Below are 17977 nucleotides of genomic sequence, written 5' to 3' on the forward strand. Positions count from 1 at the left end.
AATTTCTCTTTATTATCTTACTTTACTTCTTTCTATAACCGATTCTACTTGATGAACGATATCATCCCAATGAATTGTTACATATTTGTTTTTACTGATTTTTTGTTCTAAGTAAACTTTATCACCATCGACAACCACATCACAAAATCGTGGTGGCACTGGTTTAGAAGTACTTAAATCTCTAATGGGTTGTTTTATCATGCATCTCCCTCCTAATTAAAATGGAAGTTCTTCTTCATCATCACTTATGTCATCTTCCATAAATGAATCAATGATATACTTAAGTTCATTTTTTATCCTCGGGTGTTTCGTACGTTCACTTACTGTTAGATATAGATTCTCTACCAATAGCGCTAATGGCGACACATCTTTATTACTACATAAATAGCTCGCACCTACTCCAGGTGTGTACATCCAAATTTCCTTAGCAAAAGCATCCAAATCATTAACATTGTGGACACTCTTACTTATATTCATTATATAGAGATATGAATTATTTTTTAAACGTAGGTTAAAACAATCACCATTAATTGCCGTTCTACAGTCAAATGATTTTGATATAAAAACAACTCTAGAAACCTCTTCTGGATACTCGCATTCACTTTCTTCATAAAAAGTTTCGTAGCTTAAAAGAGGATGGTCTACATAACCGTTCATATCTGTTTCTACTCGCTGTAATTCATCTGCAGATTCAATGTTCCAATCTAGCCTATCATCCAAAGTATCTTTGTTTAATTTCTCAAGGAAAGATACAAGATATCGCTCAGTAGGTGTCATTTCTCCAAGTTCTACTTTTAATAAGGTATCTATACTAGTATTTAAAGACTCAGCGACTTTCATAATAAATTCTATCCCTGGTTTAGTTTTCTCGTCCTTACTTATTCTCGAAATATATCCAGTACTTACACCTGCTTCTGTTTCTAGCTCGCCTATTTTCTTCCCAGATTCATTTAAAAGGAAAGAAATGTTGTCTAACATTATCTTTTTATTAAACTCTTCCGTCATTTCCACTCACTCCTTTCTACTACTTTTTCAATATAATATCATAATTTTACCTATGCGTCAATATGTATTTATGTATTGAATTATGTTTCAATTCACTAGTATGAGTTTGATGTTTGCGACATAAAAAACAGACCCTTAATAAAATAAAGGTCTGTTTATGAAAATCTACTAAAAAGGACATCCCATGTCCGTTTTTCATAAAATAATTTTTAAATTTCTACTCCATATTGTGAAAGATATTCTTGAACTGCCCATAAAGGTTCGGGATATTTAATATGTAAGGCTTCATTAATCCATTGGTGATCAGTATTCAAATGATTTAATGGGCATTGTAGTACAGACATAAGCTTTTCACTGATAATTGGTGGCAGACGAAGTCCAAAGCATATAAGGGCGGCCGTTTCTACCTTTGGTGATGTTAAACCTTTAACTGTACGACTTATTGTTTTTGGATCACGGTCTATTTCCAAGCCTAAATCAGTATATGACATCTTTCTCCAATCAAGAAGCAATTGCATACATTGTTCTGGGTCATCCGTCATTCTTTTGCGAATCTCAATATATTCTTCCTGTTGCTTTTTTCTCATGGCTATTTGTCTTTCCTGCGGAGCATTTTGGTAGCCATTATGATATTTTATTTCAAATGTAATATCGCTTGCTTCACGATTTAAGAAACATGCCGTATGATAAATGTTCTCAATTTTGCTAGTGATTCTCATGTCAAATACGAGACAACATTCATCCATATGAGAACGAGCATACCCTGTTAAAGCTAATCTTCCATTTTCATCGTACTCTACATAAAGTGGTGCATTATATACAAAATGATTATCTACAAAAAGATAATCACCATTAGCGGTTAAGGCACGAAGTTCAGGATTAACAAATCTTTCAATGGCTGCATCTTGAGCACTTAAAGAAAAAGTCTGATTTATCTTAATTGCTCCTTTGCGAAAACCATGAGGTTTTACATAATGACCATCAAGATATGTGTATGTACCGATAGCTTCTTCGAAACCTAACTCTACAAGCCTAATCTTAGCTGCTTGCTTAGATACTGCAAAGCTAGTCTCTAATGCTGTGATAACTTGCTCCATCACATCTACTGTATGCCTCGCATTTGATTCACGCATAAATTTTGCTATATATTGATTGGCCTTTATCCTAAAGGGTTCTGCGGGCATTTGTATCCGTGGGGTCAATTGGTTAGCTTGCTTTTCCATCCACTCTGTAGATTTTTTTGATACTGTTGAAATTGCCCCACCTTTTACTTCACAGCTTATATGAGAGGCTGTTTCATTATATAGTTTTTCCAGTTCAAATACTTTTCTGTGTTTTACCCAGTGGACACACTCATGTATTATTGTATTATTAACAGAACCTAGATTTCTAAGCAAGTACATATAGGGATCGACTACAATAGTTTTCCCTTCAATATGCATAGTTACATTGCTTTGAATATTTGAATCATACATTTCAGCTTCAGTATCTACAAAGTAAATCTGACCAAATACTGATGAATCTTCTCTTATTCGCTGGTTTTTTATTGTTAAGCCTAATCTCTCAGTAAGAATATTAGGGTCAACCCAAATAGGGTCTTGTCCATATTGAGTTATCTTAAGAGCCTCGGGATAATATTCTTCAAGAAATGCTGTAGCCACTTCATCTAGCTTTTCATAAGGGATATAAGGAACAAGGGAATCATCTAAAGGATTTTTGGCACAGTTTTTTCCTGTATATGAAGATACTTCAAAAATATTAAAGTCTTCTAGATTACATCCAATATCACCAGAACAACGTACCATTAGCCATATTGTATTCTCCTCCGAATCATCATAGTGATAATCTGCTTCAGGGATTTCAAATGTAACTGACAAAGCCACATCAAACTGGATTTTCATTTCTGGCAAATCATCAACCCATACATGTTCAACCTTAACATCAGCAATTTCTGGTTCTCCAGCTTTACGGATTCTGTACAATTCTATATCTAATGATTCTATATTTTCATCAAGATACGTCTCGGCTGCTACCCAGAATTGATTGTCAAAAGTCTTTGCCACGTATTCTGTAAATGATCGAGTATTCGCCATAAATAATCCTCCCATCCTACAATAACGATTAATTTAAAATAGCAATATTAATAATAAACCCAACGTTCACCATCCCAATGTGGCTGTATTTGCTCATGAGACTCATATAATTCATCAAACAAATTAAATGCCACAGCTTTTGCAGTATGAAGATCAGTAATTCTCCTTCCATTATATTTCCATAGTTGCTTACCTTTAAAGATAACACCCCAATTAGAATTAAACTTACTTTTCATAATGGTAATATAGTTGCCCTTATATCGAAGGGTATAGTTACCTGTATCTGATTTAAAACGCCACTCTTGCTTCATAAAATTCTTTCTCCGATTAGCTCGATTTCTCAGTTCTCTTTCAGATTCTTTAGGGTCAATATAATCATCTATCATATTAGATGCACATACACACCCCACACGTATCTCTCCATGATAATCTGGATGTTCTAATAGATGTACATATCGAATCTTTTCATTGCCACACATCTCGCATTGTTCATAATTTATGGGTTCTCCAGCTTCCACATATTCTCCTAAATCCTCCACACCTATATACTGCCACCCCTTATGGGGAACACCTGCTTTATCCCATCGCACTATCAACACCTCCTTTTAATATGAGAGTCTATATTTTTATTTTTCGCAATAGTCTATATGTAAATTATAGCATAATAAATATTTATCACAATAAACACATATTATGTGATTGTAAATTAAATTTGTGTCGTTTTTCTTTTTGTGATACAATTATTTATTAAGCGAGGTGATAATATGTCAATAAGTTATAAAAGACTCTGGAAACTTCTTATTGATAGAGACATGAAAAAGAAAGACTTAATAGAAGCATCTGGTATTAGTACTGCTTCAATGGCCAAGCTTGGGAGAGGTGATAATATCACCACAGAGGTGCTACTTAAGATATGTAAAGCACTAGATTGTGAACTAGAAGATATTATGGAGATCGACCGTGGTTAATGCTTTTTATGGAGGTATAATATTACTATGGATATAGGTAATAAGTTAAAGAATAAATCCGGAAAACAAGCTAAAATTCTCATTTCTGAAATGTTATATGATTTAATAAATGATTTAGATATTAATGTAAAAATTGAGAATGGGTATTCTATTGGTTATCCAAATCAAGAAAAACAGTTTAAAATGGACTTTTTAATTGAATTTATAGATTTCAACAAAGAGCAATGGCTTTTAAAATCAACTAGCTCTATCAGAGATCGTATATATGGAACAGAATTTTTTGCACAAAACATTAGACAAATAAATAAAAATGTTTCTAAAATTTATGTGATTGTGCCTGATTCTCTTTCAGAAAAAGAAATGAGAAATAAAATCAATTATTCTACAAAAATCAAAAGCCAGACCTATACTTCTTTTTTAACGGATATTTTGACAGTAAATGAATTAAGACAAAAAATAATTGAGAAGGCTACACAAAATATTGAACAAGGTTTGCGCTCTAATATCCTTGGAAGTGATGCTGAGACAAGTATTGTCAATTTACTAAACGATAAAAGAAATGCGAATTTGTGGAATGATTATGAAGCTCTAAAGCATACAGTAAAATCATCTACTTACCATATATATAAATCAATACTGGGAAAATTAAACCTTTCTGAGGGTATAGATAAGATAATAGAGGTAAGTGCTACCGATAATATCCCGCTACTTTCTAATAGAGGGAAACCTAAAACTGATATTTATGTAAAAATAAAAACTGAAAAACTAAAGATATGTAGTAGTATCAGTGTAAAAAACACAAGTAAAAAGACCGTTACAGTTCATGAAGGTAATGTATCTGATATAATTAAGGCATTGAATCTACTAGAGAGTAATCCATTAACTCAAGCACTTAAAGATTTCGAGAAAGTTGGTAGTAAAAAAAATCTATTACTTAAGCACCCAGATTCTTGTAGAATTCTAGATGAAAAACTTAAATATTATAACAAAGAGCTTGTTGGTTTGTTTATTTTTGGATTACACAGTCCTTTAGTAAACAATAATGCACAAATTGCAGATTTGATTATTTTCACAAATAATTTTGCTATTTGGAGTCAAGATGAGTATATTGATTACTATATAAATGAATATTGCACAAAAGGTCAGTTTGGTACTCCTTTTAGATGGACGTATCCAAGCAAGAAGCGAGGTCAAAAAATTCAAATTAAGGGGTTTGCAAATAATTAAGAAAAGAAAGACTAATACTCAAAAAAATTGTTATTGGTATTAGTCTTTCTTATTTTATTATTCATAGTGCTATTGGGTTTTTCTTTTTTTCAATTTCCATTTCAGCTGAAATAAGCCTACTTTTCATAGCATCCGCAACAGCTTTTATCATTGGGACAGCAACAGAGTTGCCAAACTGTCTATACATTTGTGTTCTCGATACAGGTACTATAAAGTCTTCAGGAAAGCCCATCAAGCGTTTCAATTCCAATTCACTAAACAGTCTAAGTCCTGTTTCTCCATCTTTTACAAATGTACCTGTCAATCTTTGGATTTTATGATAGGTGGCTACTAAGGTGTTTACTTGAATCGTACTATTAAAATCGACTACTTGCGGCTTCCCATCATCCTTTTTAAATAGATAATTTTCTTGCAAATGTTTAGAAATCGAATACCCTTTCGGCTGATGTTCTAAAATTGAATTAATTGGAACTCTTACCTCTGGATTGCCCTTGGGAAAATTAAAACTATCCACTTTTAACTGTGGATGGAATCCAACAATTAATACCCTTTCACGTCTTTGAGGGAGTCCAAAATCCTGTGCGTCCAAAACTTCGTAAAAAACTGAATACCCCAAGCTCTTAAGGTTTTCTAGGATAATTCGAAAGGTTTCACCATTATCATTAGTCAAGAGACCCTTGACATTTTCAAGTAAAAACATCTTAGGTTCTTTCTCTTTTAAAATTCGAAGTACATCAAAAAATAAGGTTCCTTGAGTTTCATGTGCAAACCCTTCTCGTTTGCCAATATGGCTAAATGGTTGGCAAGGAAATCCCGCTAGTAAAACATCATGATCAGGGATGTCTTTTTCATTAATTTTAGTAATATCGCCATGTGGTTTTTCACCATAATTAGCCTCATATGTTTTTACCGCATATTTATCCCACTCGGAACTAAACACACATTTGGTAAATTCATCTTCAAATCCTTTTCTTATCCCGCCAATACCTGCAAATAGGTCAATAAATTTCAATACATTAAACTTACTTTGAGTTTTCTTATCCCTATCCTTGATACCAAAAATACTTTTATGCTCTTTAATAACAAAAATATTACAATTGTCTACTTCATATTCTTGAATTGTTTTATCAATAGTCGATAAACCTAACTCAATTAACGAATTGCATTTTTGGCTAAAAGTATTATAGTCATCAATAGTAGTTTCCATTACTTTATCGTATAAATCATCTGTAATATATATACTTCTTCGTTTCTTTTTTTCTGAGTCAGGAATAACTTTTCTTCCTGCACCATTTCGTTTTCCTCCACGCATTATAACGCCCCTTTGCTCTGATCTTATATTGAAAAGTATAGCATATGAAGTTTGATTTAGCAACCCCTTTTATTCATTTTTGTCCGTATTTTTACTATTTACATCTATCTTGTATACCCACCCCACTAATTCATCTAACTAACATACTCAACCCTAAAATTTCTATAATTCTTGACCTGTTTCCTCAAACAATAAAAATGAGGGTTTTCAAGATTAGTTCGTCATACAAATGAACTCTGCATTTTCACTAATACTTGAAAACCCTTATATATCAATGCTTTCGTTGCATTTTATTTCTCCACTCTTGACATCAATGTCACGCACTCAACGTGCACCGTATGCGGAAAGAGGTCGATTGGTTGGACTTGATCTATTTGGTAACCAAATTGAATCAGTTCTTTAAGATCAATAGCCAAGCTTTCTGGATTACATGATACATATACGATACGATTTGGTTGTGCGCGGCCGATTCTGCGCATTACTTTTCCGCCTGCTCCTGATCTTGGTGGATCGAGCATAAGTAAGTCAGGACTACCGAATTCTTCGATGACTTGATCGAATCCACGACGAGCATCTTTAGCAATAAAATGCGTGTTATGAATGCCATTATCCTCAGCGTTTCTAATTGCTGATTCGATAGATTTTTCGACTATTTCAACCCCAATAAGCTTTTTGACTCGACTAGCGAAAGGTAATGAGAATGTACCGACACCACAGAACAGATCAATCATTGTTTCAGATTCTGTTGGATTAGCCATTTCTATAGCCAACTCTACTAACTTTTCCGCCTGTCTAGGATTCGTTTGGAAAAATGTATCATACCAGAGACGATAACGGTAACCAGACATTTCATCATATATAAAATCACGACCAGCTAGGACAAACTGTTCTTCTGCTTGTGTACGATCTGCCCAGTCTTTATTAACAAACCAGATTAGGCTTTTAACTTGTTTAAATTTAGAAGTGATTCGGTTTGTTAAATCATCTGCTATTGCTTGTAGTTTACCAGTTGGTGGTTCTGTTGCGAATACGCCTAACATCACTTCACCTGTAGCATAAGATTCACGAATCATTAAATGTCTAAGTAAACCTTCATGCTTGTCTTTATTGTATCCTGGCAGTTGATGTGCTTTGGCCCAGTCAGAGATTTCTAACATTGTTGCTTCAGTCGTTGCCCCTGCTATCAGACACGTTTCTAAGTCGATAATTCGACGGAAGTTACCTTGCTCATGCATACCAAGAGAACCATCACTACCAAAAGTAAACTCCATTTTATTACGATAGCGCCATGGTGAATCTGTACCAATCGTATCTTGGACTAGAGATTTATCAAATCCTTGATCTTGAAAACATTTTTGCACGTATTCTGTTTTAGCTCTTAATTGTCCGTTATAGTGCCAGTGTTGGAAAACACATCCACCACATAGCTCAAAATGAGGACATTTTGCTTCAATTCTCTCTGCTGATGGTTCTAAGATTTCATCAGCCGTTACTCGTGCCCATTTTCGGTCTGGGTTTTCGACTGTTACTTTAACTTTTTCACCAGGTATTGTGTGAGGTATATTTAATTTTAATTTTTTCGGATTTATTTGACCGGTATCGCGCCATACTTCTGCACGTCCTACCCCTTTTTTATCAATGTAAGTAATTGTTGTTTCAAAAGTTTCTTTATTAATACTAGTCAATACTACTCCTCCTGTTAATTGCACAAAAATAAACACTATTATTCACATTATAAAGGAAAATTCACTTAATAGCACACTAATCGTCATTGTTTATAAATGTATATCATATTATCTATCGTTAACAACTTATGGGTTCTTATAAGTTAATTAGATTTCAATTAAAAGGCTATTTATGTTTAAAATAGCAGAGTAATAGAATTACATTGAAATCCATTGACGGAAACTAGAATTAGTTATATGATTATATTGTGAATTGTTGAGCAAACTTAATCATTATTCTACATAACTATGGATATATGTATTTGCTCTTCATCACAAATTAAGTCTAAAGGAGGTGCTTTAATGGAATTGAAAGGTAAAGTCGCAGTAATTACAGGTGCCGCATCAGGAATCGGTTTGGCAACAGCAGAGGCATTCGTTAACAAAGGTGTTAAAGTTGTACTATCTGATTATAATGAAGCAGATGGACAAGCAGAAACTGAACGCTTAAAAAACAGTGGCGCAGAAGTCATGTTTATAAAGGCTGACGTTTCTAAAGAAGAAGATGTGAAGCATTTAATCTCTGAGACTGTTAAACAGTTCGGGAAAATCGACATCATGTTTAATAACGCTGGTATTGGCATACTTTGCGAAGCACACAAATTAACTTACGATGAATATCGAAGAGTCATTGCCATCAATCAAGATGGAGTGTTCTTTGGTGCTAAATATGCTATTACTGAAATGCTGAAAACAGGTGGCGGCGTGATTGTAAACACTTCTTCCATTCTTGGTTCTGTTGGAGAACCTGGAGCGTTTCCTTATAATGCATCAAAAGGGGCAGTAAACTTAATGACAAAATCACTGGCATTACAATATGCTGATCGAGGCATTCGCGTTAACTCTGTGTGCCCTGGATATGTTGATTCAGGCATGGTTAACAAAGAGGCTCTAGGGAAGTTCTATGATAAATTAGTAGATAAACACCCGATTGGACGTCTTGGACGAGCAGATGAAATTGCTCACGCAGTTATTTTCTTATGTGAAAATGAATTAATCACTGGCCAAAACATCTTAATTGATGGTGGCTATACAGCTCAGTAAATACATCATATTAAAAAGATTTTCATTTTAACTAACAAACTATATAAATAATTTGGAGGATTGTTGAAATGACAAAAAGATATGATAATAAGGTTGTAATTATTACTGGTGCAGGAGCAGGATTAGGTCAAGCGGCTGCGCTTCAATTAGCAAAAGAAGGAGCAAGTCTTTCTTTAGTAGACTTAAATGAAGATGGATTGAAAGAAACAAAGGAATTAATTTTAGAAGTAGCACCTGAGTGCGAGACACTTCTCATAACAGCAAACTGTGCTGTAGAAGAAGAAGTTAAAAATTATGTAGATGAAACAGTTGCTAAATTTGGTAAGATCGATGGTTTCTTCAACAATGCTGGAGTTGAAGGTAAACAAAACTTAACAGAAAACTATAGTTCAGATGAATTCAAATGGGTTCTAGACGTTAACTTGAATGGAGTCTTCTATGGTATGCACTATGTCTTGAAAGTAATGAAAAAACAAGGCTTCGGTTCAATTTTAAACTGTGCATCTGTGGGTGGAATCCGTGGCGTTGGAAACCAATCAGGTTATGCTGCAAGTAAACACGGCGTTATCGGATTAACTCGAAACTCAGCGATTGAATATGGACAATATAACATTAATATTAATGCTATTGCACCTGGTGCATTTATGACTGCTATGGTGGAAGGATCATTACGTCAAATGGGTGGAGATAATTGGGAAGAGGTTGGTAAGGAATTTGTTAAACCAAACCCGATGAAGCGTTTTGGTGAACCTGAGGAATTAGGTTACGCTGTTGCATTTCTACTATCGGATGAGGCTAAATTTATCAATGCTGAAGTACTCGTAATTGACGGTGGTCAATCATATAAATATTAAAAATAATGAAAAGGACTCACACATGAGTGAGTCCTTTAATTTTTGATTAGTTATCAATTTCCACCTCTACTACATCTAGTTGGAATATCTCAGTTTGTTGATCCCAGAATACCTCCAAACTTATTTCTGCAGTTTCTGATAATGGCGTATCACTCACACCTTCACCTTTTATATACAATGCACTAACTTCTTGGGTTTCATCATATTCTTCATGATTTTCATATATGGCTACATTTCCTAGCGTAAGTATGTAACCCATCTGATCAGCCTTAATATGTTCCCCTAACTTTCCATTCTGAGTAATTGTTAGTTGAATCTCATATGCATATTCGCCATTATTACGCTGCTCTACCTCGTAGTTCAAATCAGCTCTCCAATACTCACCATAACCTTCATAGTCTATTTCAGTTACAGAATCTGAATCTTGGCAACCTATCAATATACCGACAAATACTAATAAAATTAAAACTAATCTTTTCGTCATAACCGTACACTCCCTTAACTTTGACTTAAATTAAGACTGGTGCTAGCCAACTAAATCCATCAAGGTTTCTTAATATTCCAAATAAAAATGTAAGTATTAACATAGAAGTCATGATAATCTGACTATACTTTTTGTTTCCCTTTTTATCTAAAATATAAAACAGAAGCATTAACGGAATTAATATGTAAATTAACATATTATAACGAAAAGATTGATAAATATCACCATCTAATAGCGCTAAACTAGCGCGTGTCATGCCACAACCTGGACAGTAAAAACCGGTAAATTTTCTAAAAATACAAGGTATTGAGATACCTAACGTAGGAGATAGTACTTTTAGATAAAAGACTCCACTACCAACTAAAAATAATCCAAGGAATATTTTTTTCTGAAATCTAATAAATATATCTTTCATCTTATCCAACCTTCTATATCATTTTAAAAGAAAATTGACTACTGCTTCCATACTTCAACGATTAGGTTGTAAATGGGTCACAATAGTCAATTTAATAAATATTATTGAGCGAAATTATTCATATCACTTTGAATGATTGCATTTGAGATAATTCCTAATCCAAAGATAGCTAAGATTAAGTAAATAATACTATTATCTTTTACCATTTTGTTATGATTTCTTTGGGCAATCATTAATTTAGAGCCTACAGTATAATACCAGAAGAAAGTATAAATGCCACATGTGATTAGTGAGAATAGAATCACTTTCCCACCTCTGAATGAGCGATCATCGATTAAGTAACTAATTTCCTCCGTAATCGCATACATCCAATAAATATTGTAAAGCCCACATGTAATCAGTGATAAAATAATCACTACCCCTACATTACGGTTTTTTACCATGTTGTTCCCTCCTCTATAAATGTCTAATTACTAGTATAAGCATAAAACAATAAATAGCCAACACCTTTTTAGATAATTCTATAATTTTCAGATAATTAGTCTTATAGTAACATCATGCCAATTATATACAATTCACTTATAATTAGAATTAATCTAACTGGTTCGCTGCATAAGATAAAAGCCTTACTATACATTTTTTTATTAATCTACTAAAATGAGAATCAATTATGCAACTAGGAGGTGTTCTGATTGAATCTAACATATGGTTTTCAACTTCAAGGACAACATCAAGAGCAATCTGTTGGCTTGTATGCTATAGGGCACGAAACCCAAACAGAAATAAGTTATCGTTGGGATGGCAAGCACCGTTCTGATCAACATTGCTTTGTCTTTCAATATACGTTAAGTGGATCAGGGGCGATAAAAATTGCCGATCAAATTTATCATTTAACTAAAAATCAAGCATTCTGGATTGAAGTGCCTAGTGATCATTGTTATTACTTACCGAAAGATTCTAATCATTGGGAGTTTCTCTATATAACGTTATTTGGTGATACGGTGCATCAAATATATCAGCAATTGACTCAAACACATGGACATATTCTAACTTATGCAGAACAATCGCCAGTTATCCAATTAATTCAATCAACTTTAAACGAGGTTAATCAAAATAAAATTACCAATAGCTACCAGGCATCGGCACGTAGCTATCAATTTTTAATGACATTATTAGAAAATTCATCAGAAGAACAATCAATTAATAAAAAAATACCTTCGTCTATCAATCATGTACTCAAATTTATTAACGATCATTTTAATCAAGATATTAGTTTAGATGATTGTGTCAAACAATCTAAGCTTTCTAAATACTATTTTACCAGACAATTTAGTCGTTATGTTGGGATGACGCCCATTCAATACCTATCACATATTCGAATCCAAAAAGCGATTGAATTATTGTTAAATGATTCTGATCCTATTGAGGATGTTGCAAAAAAAGTTGGTTTTCAAAATGGCAACTATTTTGCTAAAGTTTTTAAAAAACATACAGGTAAATCTCCTAGGTCTTATCGTAATGCACGTTCATCTATGCCTGTCGATCATTGGTTTATAAATTAAAGAGCAATATATTACCCTTTTTAGTTTTATTTACGGTTGAAATGCATTACCTTCTTGCTAAAATGATAGTTAACAAGGTTAAAGGAGATGACTTTGATGAGTAAAATTACTTTCCTAGGAGCTGGTAGTACAGTTTTTGCCAAAAATGTACTTGGAGACTGTATGACAGTTGAAGCGATTCAAGATTTCGAATTTGCTCTTTATGATATTGATCATGAACGTTTAAATGAATCAGAAATGATGTTAAATCATCTAAAGAAAAATTTAAATTCAAATGTAACGATAAAAAGCTACACAGATCGTAAAGAAGCACTACGTGGTGCTAAGTATGTTATTAATGCTATTCAAGTTGGTGGGTATGACCCATGTACCATTACAGATTTTGAGATTCCTAAAAAGTATGGGTTACGCCAAACGATTGCTGATACATTGGGAATCGGGGGGATTTTCCGAAATTTACGAACAATTCCTGTAATGCGTGAATTTGCTAAAGATATGCGTGAGGTTTGTCCAGATGCTTGGTTCTTAAATTATACGAATCCTATGGCTGTTTTAACGTCAGTTATGCTCCAAGAAGGGATTAAGACTGTTGGACTTTGTCATAGTGTACAAGTATGTGCTGATCATTTATTAGATTCTCTCGGCATGTCAAAAGATAATGTACAATGGCATATCGCTGGAATTAATCATATGGCTTGGTTGCTTGAAATTACACGTAATGGTGAAGATTTGTATCCTGAAATTAAGCGCAGAGCTAAAGAAAAGCAAAAACAAAAGCACCTTGATATGGTACGTTTTGAGCTGATGGACAAGTTTGGCTATTATGTGACTGAATCATCTGAGCATAATGCAGAATATCACCCTTACTTTATTAAGAAAAATTACCCTGAATTAATTGACAAGTTAAACATTCCACTTGATGAATATCCAAGACGCTGTGTTGCTCAAATTGAAGGTTGGAAAGAAATGCGCGATTCCATTGTTAATAATAAAGACCTTACGCACACTCGGACGAATGAATACGGATCATATATCATCGAAGCTATGGAGACAGATCAGCCGATAAAAATTGGTGGAAACGTATTAAATACAGGTGGCATAATCTCAAACCTACCTGAAAAAGCAGTTGTCGAAGTACCTTGTCTAGTCGATGCAAGTGGTGTTCAACCTACATATGTTGGTGAATTACCAGAACAATTAGCTGCACTAAATCGGACGAATATTAATACTCAATTATTAACAATTGAAGCTGCATATACTGAAAAGAAAGAAAAGATTTATCAAGCAGCATTATTAGATCCGCATACGGCAGCAGAATTATCTATGGACGACATCATCTCGCTATGTGATGACTTAATTGAAGCACACGGAGATTGGTTGCCGAAATTTTCATAAATTATTCAGCTTACTATTAAAAAGAAGCAAAGGCATGATTATACCTTTGCTTCTTGGTTGTACAATATATAACGTTGGTGAGTTTGAAAACTTACTAACGTTATTTTTTATTTCAAGAAACGAATTATGATTCACTTCAAGTTTAAAGCAATAGAAACAAATTCGAGTAAAAAAATGCAAATAGAAACACGATATGAAGCAGTCATTTAATTTAGAAGTGAAAAACATCAGGTGAAATACACGAGACTCCTGCGGGAAGAACACGAGCTGAAGATCCACTAAGGCAAGCGCCCTATGCTTGCCTTAGTTAGCTAAAAGCCGTGCCCGCGGAAACATACTAAGATTAGTAGTACAAGACCTAGGCCAGGTTTTGTGCTACTATTTTTTTATAGTAGAAGTGAAGTAAAGCCGAATCACGCTAAGGACCTTGAGTTCGACGATCGGAAACTGGCTAACTTCACTCCCTTATTTGAATCAACTTAGTATGTTGGGTCCCCAGAGACCGTGTATAAGAAAGTGGAATCGATAAGGTAAAGTGGAGACTTCTACAAAAATATTAAGGAGGAGAAGAAAATGAGATGCGTTATTGCTTTCGACGTTAGTCGAAAGAGTAGTACCATGGCCGCTTACAACGAGCAAGGTAACTGTGAATTTGAAGGGAGGTTAATTCATTCAAAAACGGGATTCTCTAATTTAAGTAAAATCATTAAAGATCTAAGTGAAAAGAATAATTATACCTTAGAATTTGTTTTTGAAGCGACTGGAGTATATTCGGCTGCTTTAGAACGATTCTTACGAGAGAATAATCTCGTTTATTATTCTTTAAATCCTTTATTAGCACACCTTAACACCCAATCTCTAAGAAGAAACAAAACAGATATAAGTGATGCGCATCAACTGGCTAAGAATCATTTTAAAAACGATTATTTCCAAACTTATCGCGAAGATTCTTATTACGAACAGATGCGTACAATGTCACGTCGCTATGATGAGATTATGAAAGAGAAGATTCAGTACAAAAATCGACTACATGCATCATTACAATTATCTTTCCCAGACTTTGATACGGCTTTTATTAACAAATCAAAACTTTATTATAATCTTGTACAAGTATTCCCTCACCCAAACTTGATATTAAAACGATCTAAAACAGTTATTAAAAATCGTATTAAAAAATGCACTAAGAAAAACTATTCATTAAAAAAGTTAGAGGAAAGAGCAATTTTATTGATTGAAATCGCAAAGGATTCATTTCCAGCAGTTGATGAAACAGACTATTCTTGTGAGTTAGTAAGGGATTATGCCAAGAAAATATTAGAGATGGAGGAAGAGCAAGATGAAATCATTCAAAGAATGACAGAAATGTCAAAAGACCGTAAAGAATACAGGATCCTTCGGTCATTTCCCGGAATAAAAGATAAATTAGCCTGTAGAATCATAGCTGAACTAGGGGATTTAACACGTTTTAAAAATAATAAACAACTAAATGCATACGCCGGTATAGATATCGTAAGATATCAGTCTGGAAATATGGAGTATAAAGATCGTATAAATAAACGAGGTAATAGTAGACTGCGTGGTATTTTGTATTTTATGATTGTCTCAATGCTTTCTGCTAAAGGAAAACAAATAAATCATTTAGTTGATTATTATTATAAATTAAAAAAACAACCCTATAATAAGCATCATAAGGTTGCAGTAGTCGCTTGTATGAATAAATTCTTGAAAGTCGCATTTCATCTTATTCAAAACGACCTATTGTATGATTATGAGAAAGCTTCAAGCCAACAATAATCATACTATGATTTAATTATAACACAATAGACCTTGAAAAAAAGACAAAAAACACAAGGTCTATTCGAAGTGCAAAATTTTAATTAATTCCCGGAGGGGTACCCCTCCGGGAATTAATTAAAAAAAGGAATTTAAACACTTGACTAAACGTAAGAAAGCGAGTGTATTTCACCTGCTGTGAACAAGTTGTATCTTTATTAAAACTAAAATAAATTTATTTTCGAATAATTATAAAACCTACCAACACTATTTGACATTGAACCTGCTTCTTTTGATTAAGATTATTTTAGTGACATGTCAAGAACCATACGGCCATTAATAGTTCCTTTTTCCATTTCTTCGAATATTTCATTGATTTCATCTAATCGACGCGTTTGGACAACTGGGACAACCTTACCTTCTGCGCCAAACATAAATGCTTCTTCAAGATCTTTACGCGTTCCAACTAATGAACCAACTACTTGAATGCCGTCTAGTACTGATTTAATTATATCTAAATCCATTGTTTCAGGTGGTAGACCAACGTTTACTACTCTAGCAGTAGGACGTACTGAATCAACAGCTTGTTTAAATGCAACTTTTGAAACAGCTGTTACAACTGCGGCATGTGCGCCACCTACTTCTTTTTGAATCCATTCTGCTGGATCTTGATCTGTTGAATTAAAGATTAAATCTGCACCTGTCTCTTTTGCTAATGCTAATTTATCATCATTTATATCAACTGCAATAACTTTAAAATTAAATACTTTTTTAGCATATTGAATTGCTAGGTTACCAAGTCCTCCGGCACCGTAAATAACAATCCATTCGCCTGGCTCTATTTTTGCTTCTTTAATTGCTTTGTATGTTGTTACTCCGGCACAAGTAATACTTGTTGCTTGTCTTGCATCTAATCCTTCAGGAACTTTTACTGCATAATCTGCACTAACGATACATTGTTCTGCCATCGCTCCATCAACAGAGTATCCAGCATTTTTTGCTTGTCGACAATATGTTTCACGGCCAGTTAAGCAATATTCACAACGACCACACCCTTCAAAGAACCAAGCGATACTAACACGATCCCCTACTTTCAAACTAGTAACGTCATCTGCTACTTCTCTTACAATACCTACTCCTTCATGACCTGGAATTCTTCCTGGAACAGCTCCAAAATCCCCTTTAGCCACGTGTAGGTCAGTATGACAGACCCCGCAGTATTCAATGTCAACCAATGCTTCCCCCTTCTGGATTGGTCTTAATTCAACTTCTTTTACCTCTACTAATTTGTCTTTTGAATCTGAAACAACGACAGCTCTCATGAATATCCCTCCAAATTCTAAATTTGATTGTTCAACACTTCACATACTATTATAAAACTAATCTCTTAAATTGGCAATAGTAGTCTTTTAATTTAATTATTTTTCTAATATTCTATTTTTTTCAATAAAAAACACTTAGTTAGAAAATGAAATTCTAACTAAGTGTTTGTTTAAATATAAATTTAGCGAATTGTTTTTAGTGCGCCACTCCATTTGATTAATTGATCTAACATTTCGTTAGCATTATTCGCATGGTAATCTGCTGGTTTAAATACTGAGAAGTTCTCGAAATCACTCATTAATGAGAATGTTACAGCAGTTCTAACATCAGCAACTTGTAATTCGCCTAAAATTAAGCGTAGGTTTTCATGTGCACGTGTACCACCTAAGCTTCCGTAACCGACAAATCCAGCAGCTTTATTATTTACCTCTGCATTTAAGTAATCAGTTGCGTTTTTCAATGCACCACCAATTGCGTGGTTATATTCTGGCGTAATGAAAATGTAACCATCAAATGAAGCCATTTTATCTTTCCATGCTTGAATTGTTGCTTCTGCTTTTGCTTGGTCTGCTTCGTCAACTTTAGCTCCAAGTAAAGGTAAAGGATAATCTGCAAGGTCAACAATTTCATATTCTGCATCATTTCTATTCTTAGCAAATTCATACATCCAGTTTGCTACAGCTTCACCATTTCTACCTTCTCTAACACTACCTAAAACAATACCTATCTTTAACATCTAAAATTCCTCCCTAAAATTATCTCGAATTCAATACAATTATTATTATATCTTGAATTCGA

Annotated in this window: 18 protein-coding genes; 7 read left to right on the plus strand and 11 right to left on the minus strand. The window is 33.9% G+C overall.

Annotated elements, in window-relative coordinates:
• Nucleotides 1-12: 12 nt before the first annotated feature.
• The 4 genes from AXY_RS07170 to AXY_RS07185 all read right to left on the minus strand — a co-directional run bounded on the left by AXY_RS07170 (nucleotide 13) and on the right by AXY_RS07185 (nucleotide 3688).
• On the minus strand, nucleotides 13-201 hold the full coding sequence (locus AXY_RS07170; RefSeq protein ID WP_015010135.1) for a hypothetical protein: 189 nt from the start codon (nucleotides 199-201) through the stop codon (nucleotides 13-15).
• A gap of 15 nt (nucleotides 202-216) precedes the next feature.
• Nucleotides 217-1005: a helix-turn-helix domain-containing protein gene (locus tag AXY_RS07175; protein ID WP_015010136.1), complete on the minus strand. Its 789-nt coding sequence runs from the start codon at nucleotides 1003-1005 to the stop codon at nucleotides 217-219.
• Nucleotides 1006-1214: 209 nt separating this feature from the next.
• Complete coding sequence (locus AXY_RS07180) at nucleotides 1215-3098, minus strand: ImmA/IrrE family metallo-endopeptidase (protein ID WP_015010137.1); 1884 nt, start codon at nucleotides 3096-3098, stop codon at nucleotides 1215-1217.
• A gap of 47 nt (nucleotides 3099-3145) precedes the next feature.
• The gene (locus tag AXY_RS07185) at nucleotides 3146-3688 is read right to left on the minus strand and encodes a hypothetical protein (RefSeq protein WP_015010138.1); all 543 of its coding nucleotides are present in this window, start codon (nucleotides 3686-3688) and stop codon (nucleotides 3146-3148) included.
• Nucleotides 3689-3862: 174 nt separating this feature from the next.
• Here AXY_RS07185 and AXY_RS07190 point away from each other — a divergent pair, with 174 nt between their 5' ends.
• A complete protein-coding gene (locus AXY_RS07190; RefSeq protein WP_015010139.1) occupies nucleotides 3863-4066 on the plus strand; it encodes a helix-turn-helix domain-containing protein in 204 nt (67 codons plus the stop codon).
• A gap of 27 nt (nucleotides 4067-4093) precedes the next feature.
• The gene (locus tag AXY_RS07195; RefSeq protein ID WP_015010140.1) at nucleotides 4094-5293 is read left to right on the plus strand and encodes an MspI family type II restriction endonuclease; all 1200 of its coding nucleotides are present in this window, start codon (nucleotides 4094-4096) and stop codon (nucleotides 5291-5293) included.
• Nucleotides 5294-5354: 61 nt separating this feature from the next.
• On the opposite strand, the gene AXY_RS07200 is transcribed toward AXY_RS07195, so the two are convergent.
• Nucleotides 5355-6605 (minus strand): DNA cytosine methyltransferase, encoded by a 1251-nt coding sequence (locus AXY_RS07200; protein WP_015010141.1) that lies wholly within the window; start codon nucleotides 6603-6605, stop codon nucleotides 5355-5357.
• Nucleotides 6606-6895: 290 nt separating this feature from the next.
• Nucleotides 6896-8290: a 23S rRNA (uracil(1939)-C(5))-methyltransferase RlmD gene (gene rlmD, locus AXY_RS07205; RefSeq protein WP_015010142.1), complete on the minus strand. Its 1395-nt coding sequence runs from the start codon at nucleotides 8288-8290 to the stop codon at nucleotides 6896-6898.
• A 342-nt stretch (nucleotides 8291-8632) separates the two neighbouring features.
• Here rlmD and AXY_RS07210 point away from each other — a divergent pair, with 342 nt between their 5' ends.
• Nucleotides 8633-9373 carry an SDR family NAD(P)-dependent oxidoreductase gene (locus tag AXY_RS07210; protein WP_015010143.1) on the plus strand — a complete coding sequence of 247 codons (741 nt, stop codon included), beginning with the start codon at nucleotides 8633-8635 and terminating at the stop codon, nucleotides 9371-9373.
• A gap of 68 nt (nucleotides 9374-9441) precedes the next feature.
• Nucleotides 9442-10227, plus strand: coding sequence for an SDR family oxidoreductase (locus AXY_RS07215; RefSeq protein WP_015010144.1), 786 nt, complete (start codon nucleotides 9442-9444; stop codon nucleotides 10225-10227).
• A 46-nt stretch (nucleotides 10228-10273) separates the two neighbouring features.
• Here AXY_RS07215 and AXY_RS07220 read toward each other — a convergent pair whose 3' ends face one another.
• The 3 genes from AXY_RS07220 to AXY_RS07230 form a co-directional block, all read right to left on the minus strand.
• Entirely contained in the window at nucleotides 10274-10711 is a 438-nt protein-coding gene (locus tag AXY_RS07220; RefSeq protein ID WP_015010145.1) for a hypothetical protein, read from the minus strand.
• Nucleotides 10712-10736: 25 nt separating this feature from the next.
• Nucleotides 10737-11126 (minus strand): DUF2752 domain-containing protein, encoded by a 390-nt coding sequence (locus tag AXY_RS07225; protein ID WP_015010146.1) that lies wholly within the window; start codon nucleotides 11124-11126, stop codon nucleotides 10737-10739.
• Nucleotides 11127-11227: 101 nt separating this feature from the next.
• Nucleotides 11228-11569, minus strand: coding sequence for a DUF4234 domain-containing protein (locus tag AXY_RS07230; protein WP_015010147.1), 342 nt, complete (start codon nucleotides 11567-11569; stop codon nucleotides 11228-11230).
• A 249-nt stretch (nucleotides 11570-11818) separates the two neighbouring features.
• Between AXY_RS07230 and AXY_RS07235 the strand changes: the two genes are divergently transcribed.
• From AXY_RS07235 to AXY_RS07245, 3 genes are all read left to right on the plus strand, one after another.
• Nucleotides 11819-12688, plus strand: coding sequence for an AraC family transcriptional regulator (locus AXY_RS07235; protein ID WP_015010148.1), 870 nt, complete (start codon nucleotides 11819-11821; stop codon nucleotides 12686-12688).
• Between the two features lie 96 nt (nucleotides 12689-12784).
• On the plus strand, nucleotides 12785-14083 hold the full coding sequence (melA, locus tag AXY_RS07240) for an alpha-glucosidase/alpha-galactosidase (protein WP_041450135.1): 1299 nt from the start codon (nucleotides 12785-12787) through the stop codon (nucleotides 14081-14083).
• A gap of 573 nt (nucleotides 14084-14656) precedes the next feature.
• The gene (locus tag AXY_RS07245; RefSeq protein WP_015009316.1) at nucleotides 14657-15877 is read left to right on the plus strand and encodes an IS110 family RNA-guided transposase; all 1221 of its coding nucleotides are present in this window, start codon (nucleotides 14657-14659) and stop codon (nucleotides 15875-15877) included.
• A gap of 281 nt (nucleotides 15878-16158) precedes the next feature.
• Here AXY_RS07245 and adhP read toward each other — a convergent pair whose 3' ends face one another.
• Nucleotides 16159-17178, minus strand: a complete 1020-nt coding sequence (adhP, locus tag AXY_RS07250) for an alcohol dehydrogenase AdhP (protein WP_015010150.1) — start codon at nucleotides 17176-17178, stop codon at nucleotides 16159-16161.
• 182 nt (nucleotides 17179-17360) lie between these two features.
• The gene (locus tag AXY_RS07255; protein WP_015010151.1) at nucleotides 17361-17915 is read right to left on the minus strand and encodes an NADPH-dependent FMN reductase; all 555 of its coding nucleotides are present in this window, start codon (nucleotides 17913-17915) and stop codon (nucleotides 17361-17363) included.
• Nucleotides 17916-17977: the final 62 nt, after the last annotated feature.

The organism is Amphibacillus xylanus NBRC 15112 (assembly GCF_000307165.1).
In the GTDB taxonomy this organism is placed as follows: Bacteria; Bacillota; Bacilli; order Bacillales; family Amphibacillaceae; genus Amphibacillus; species Amphibacillus xylanus.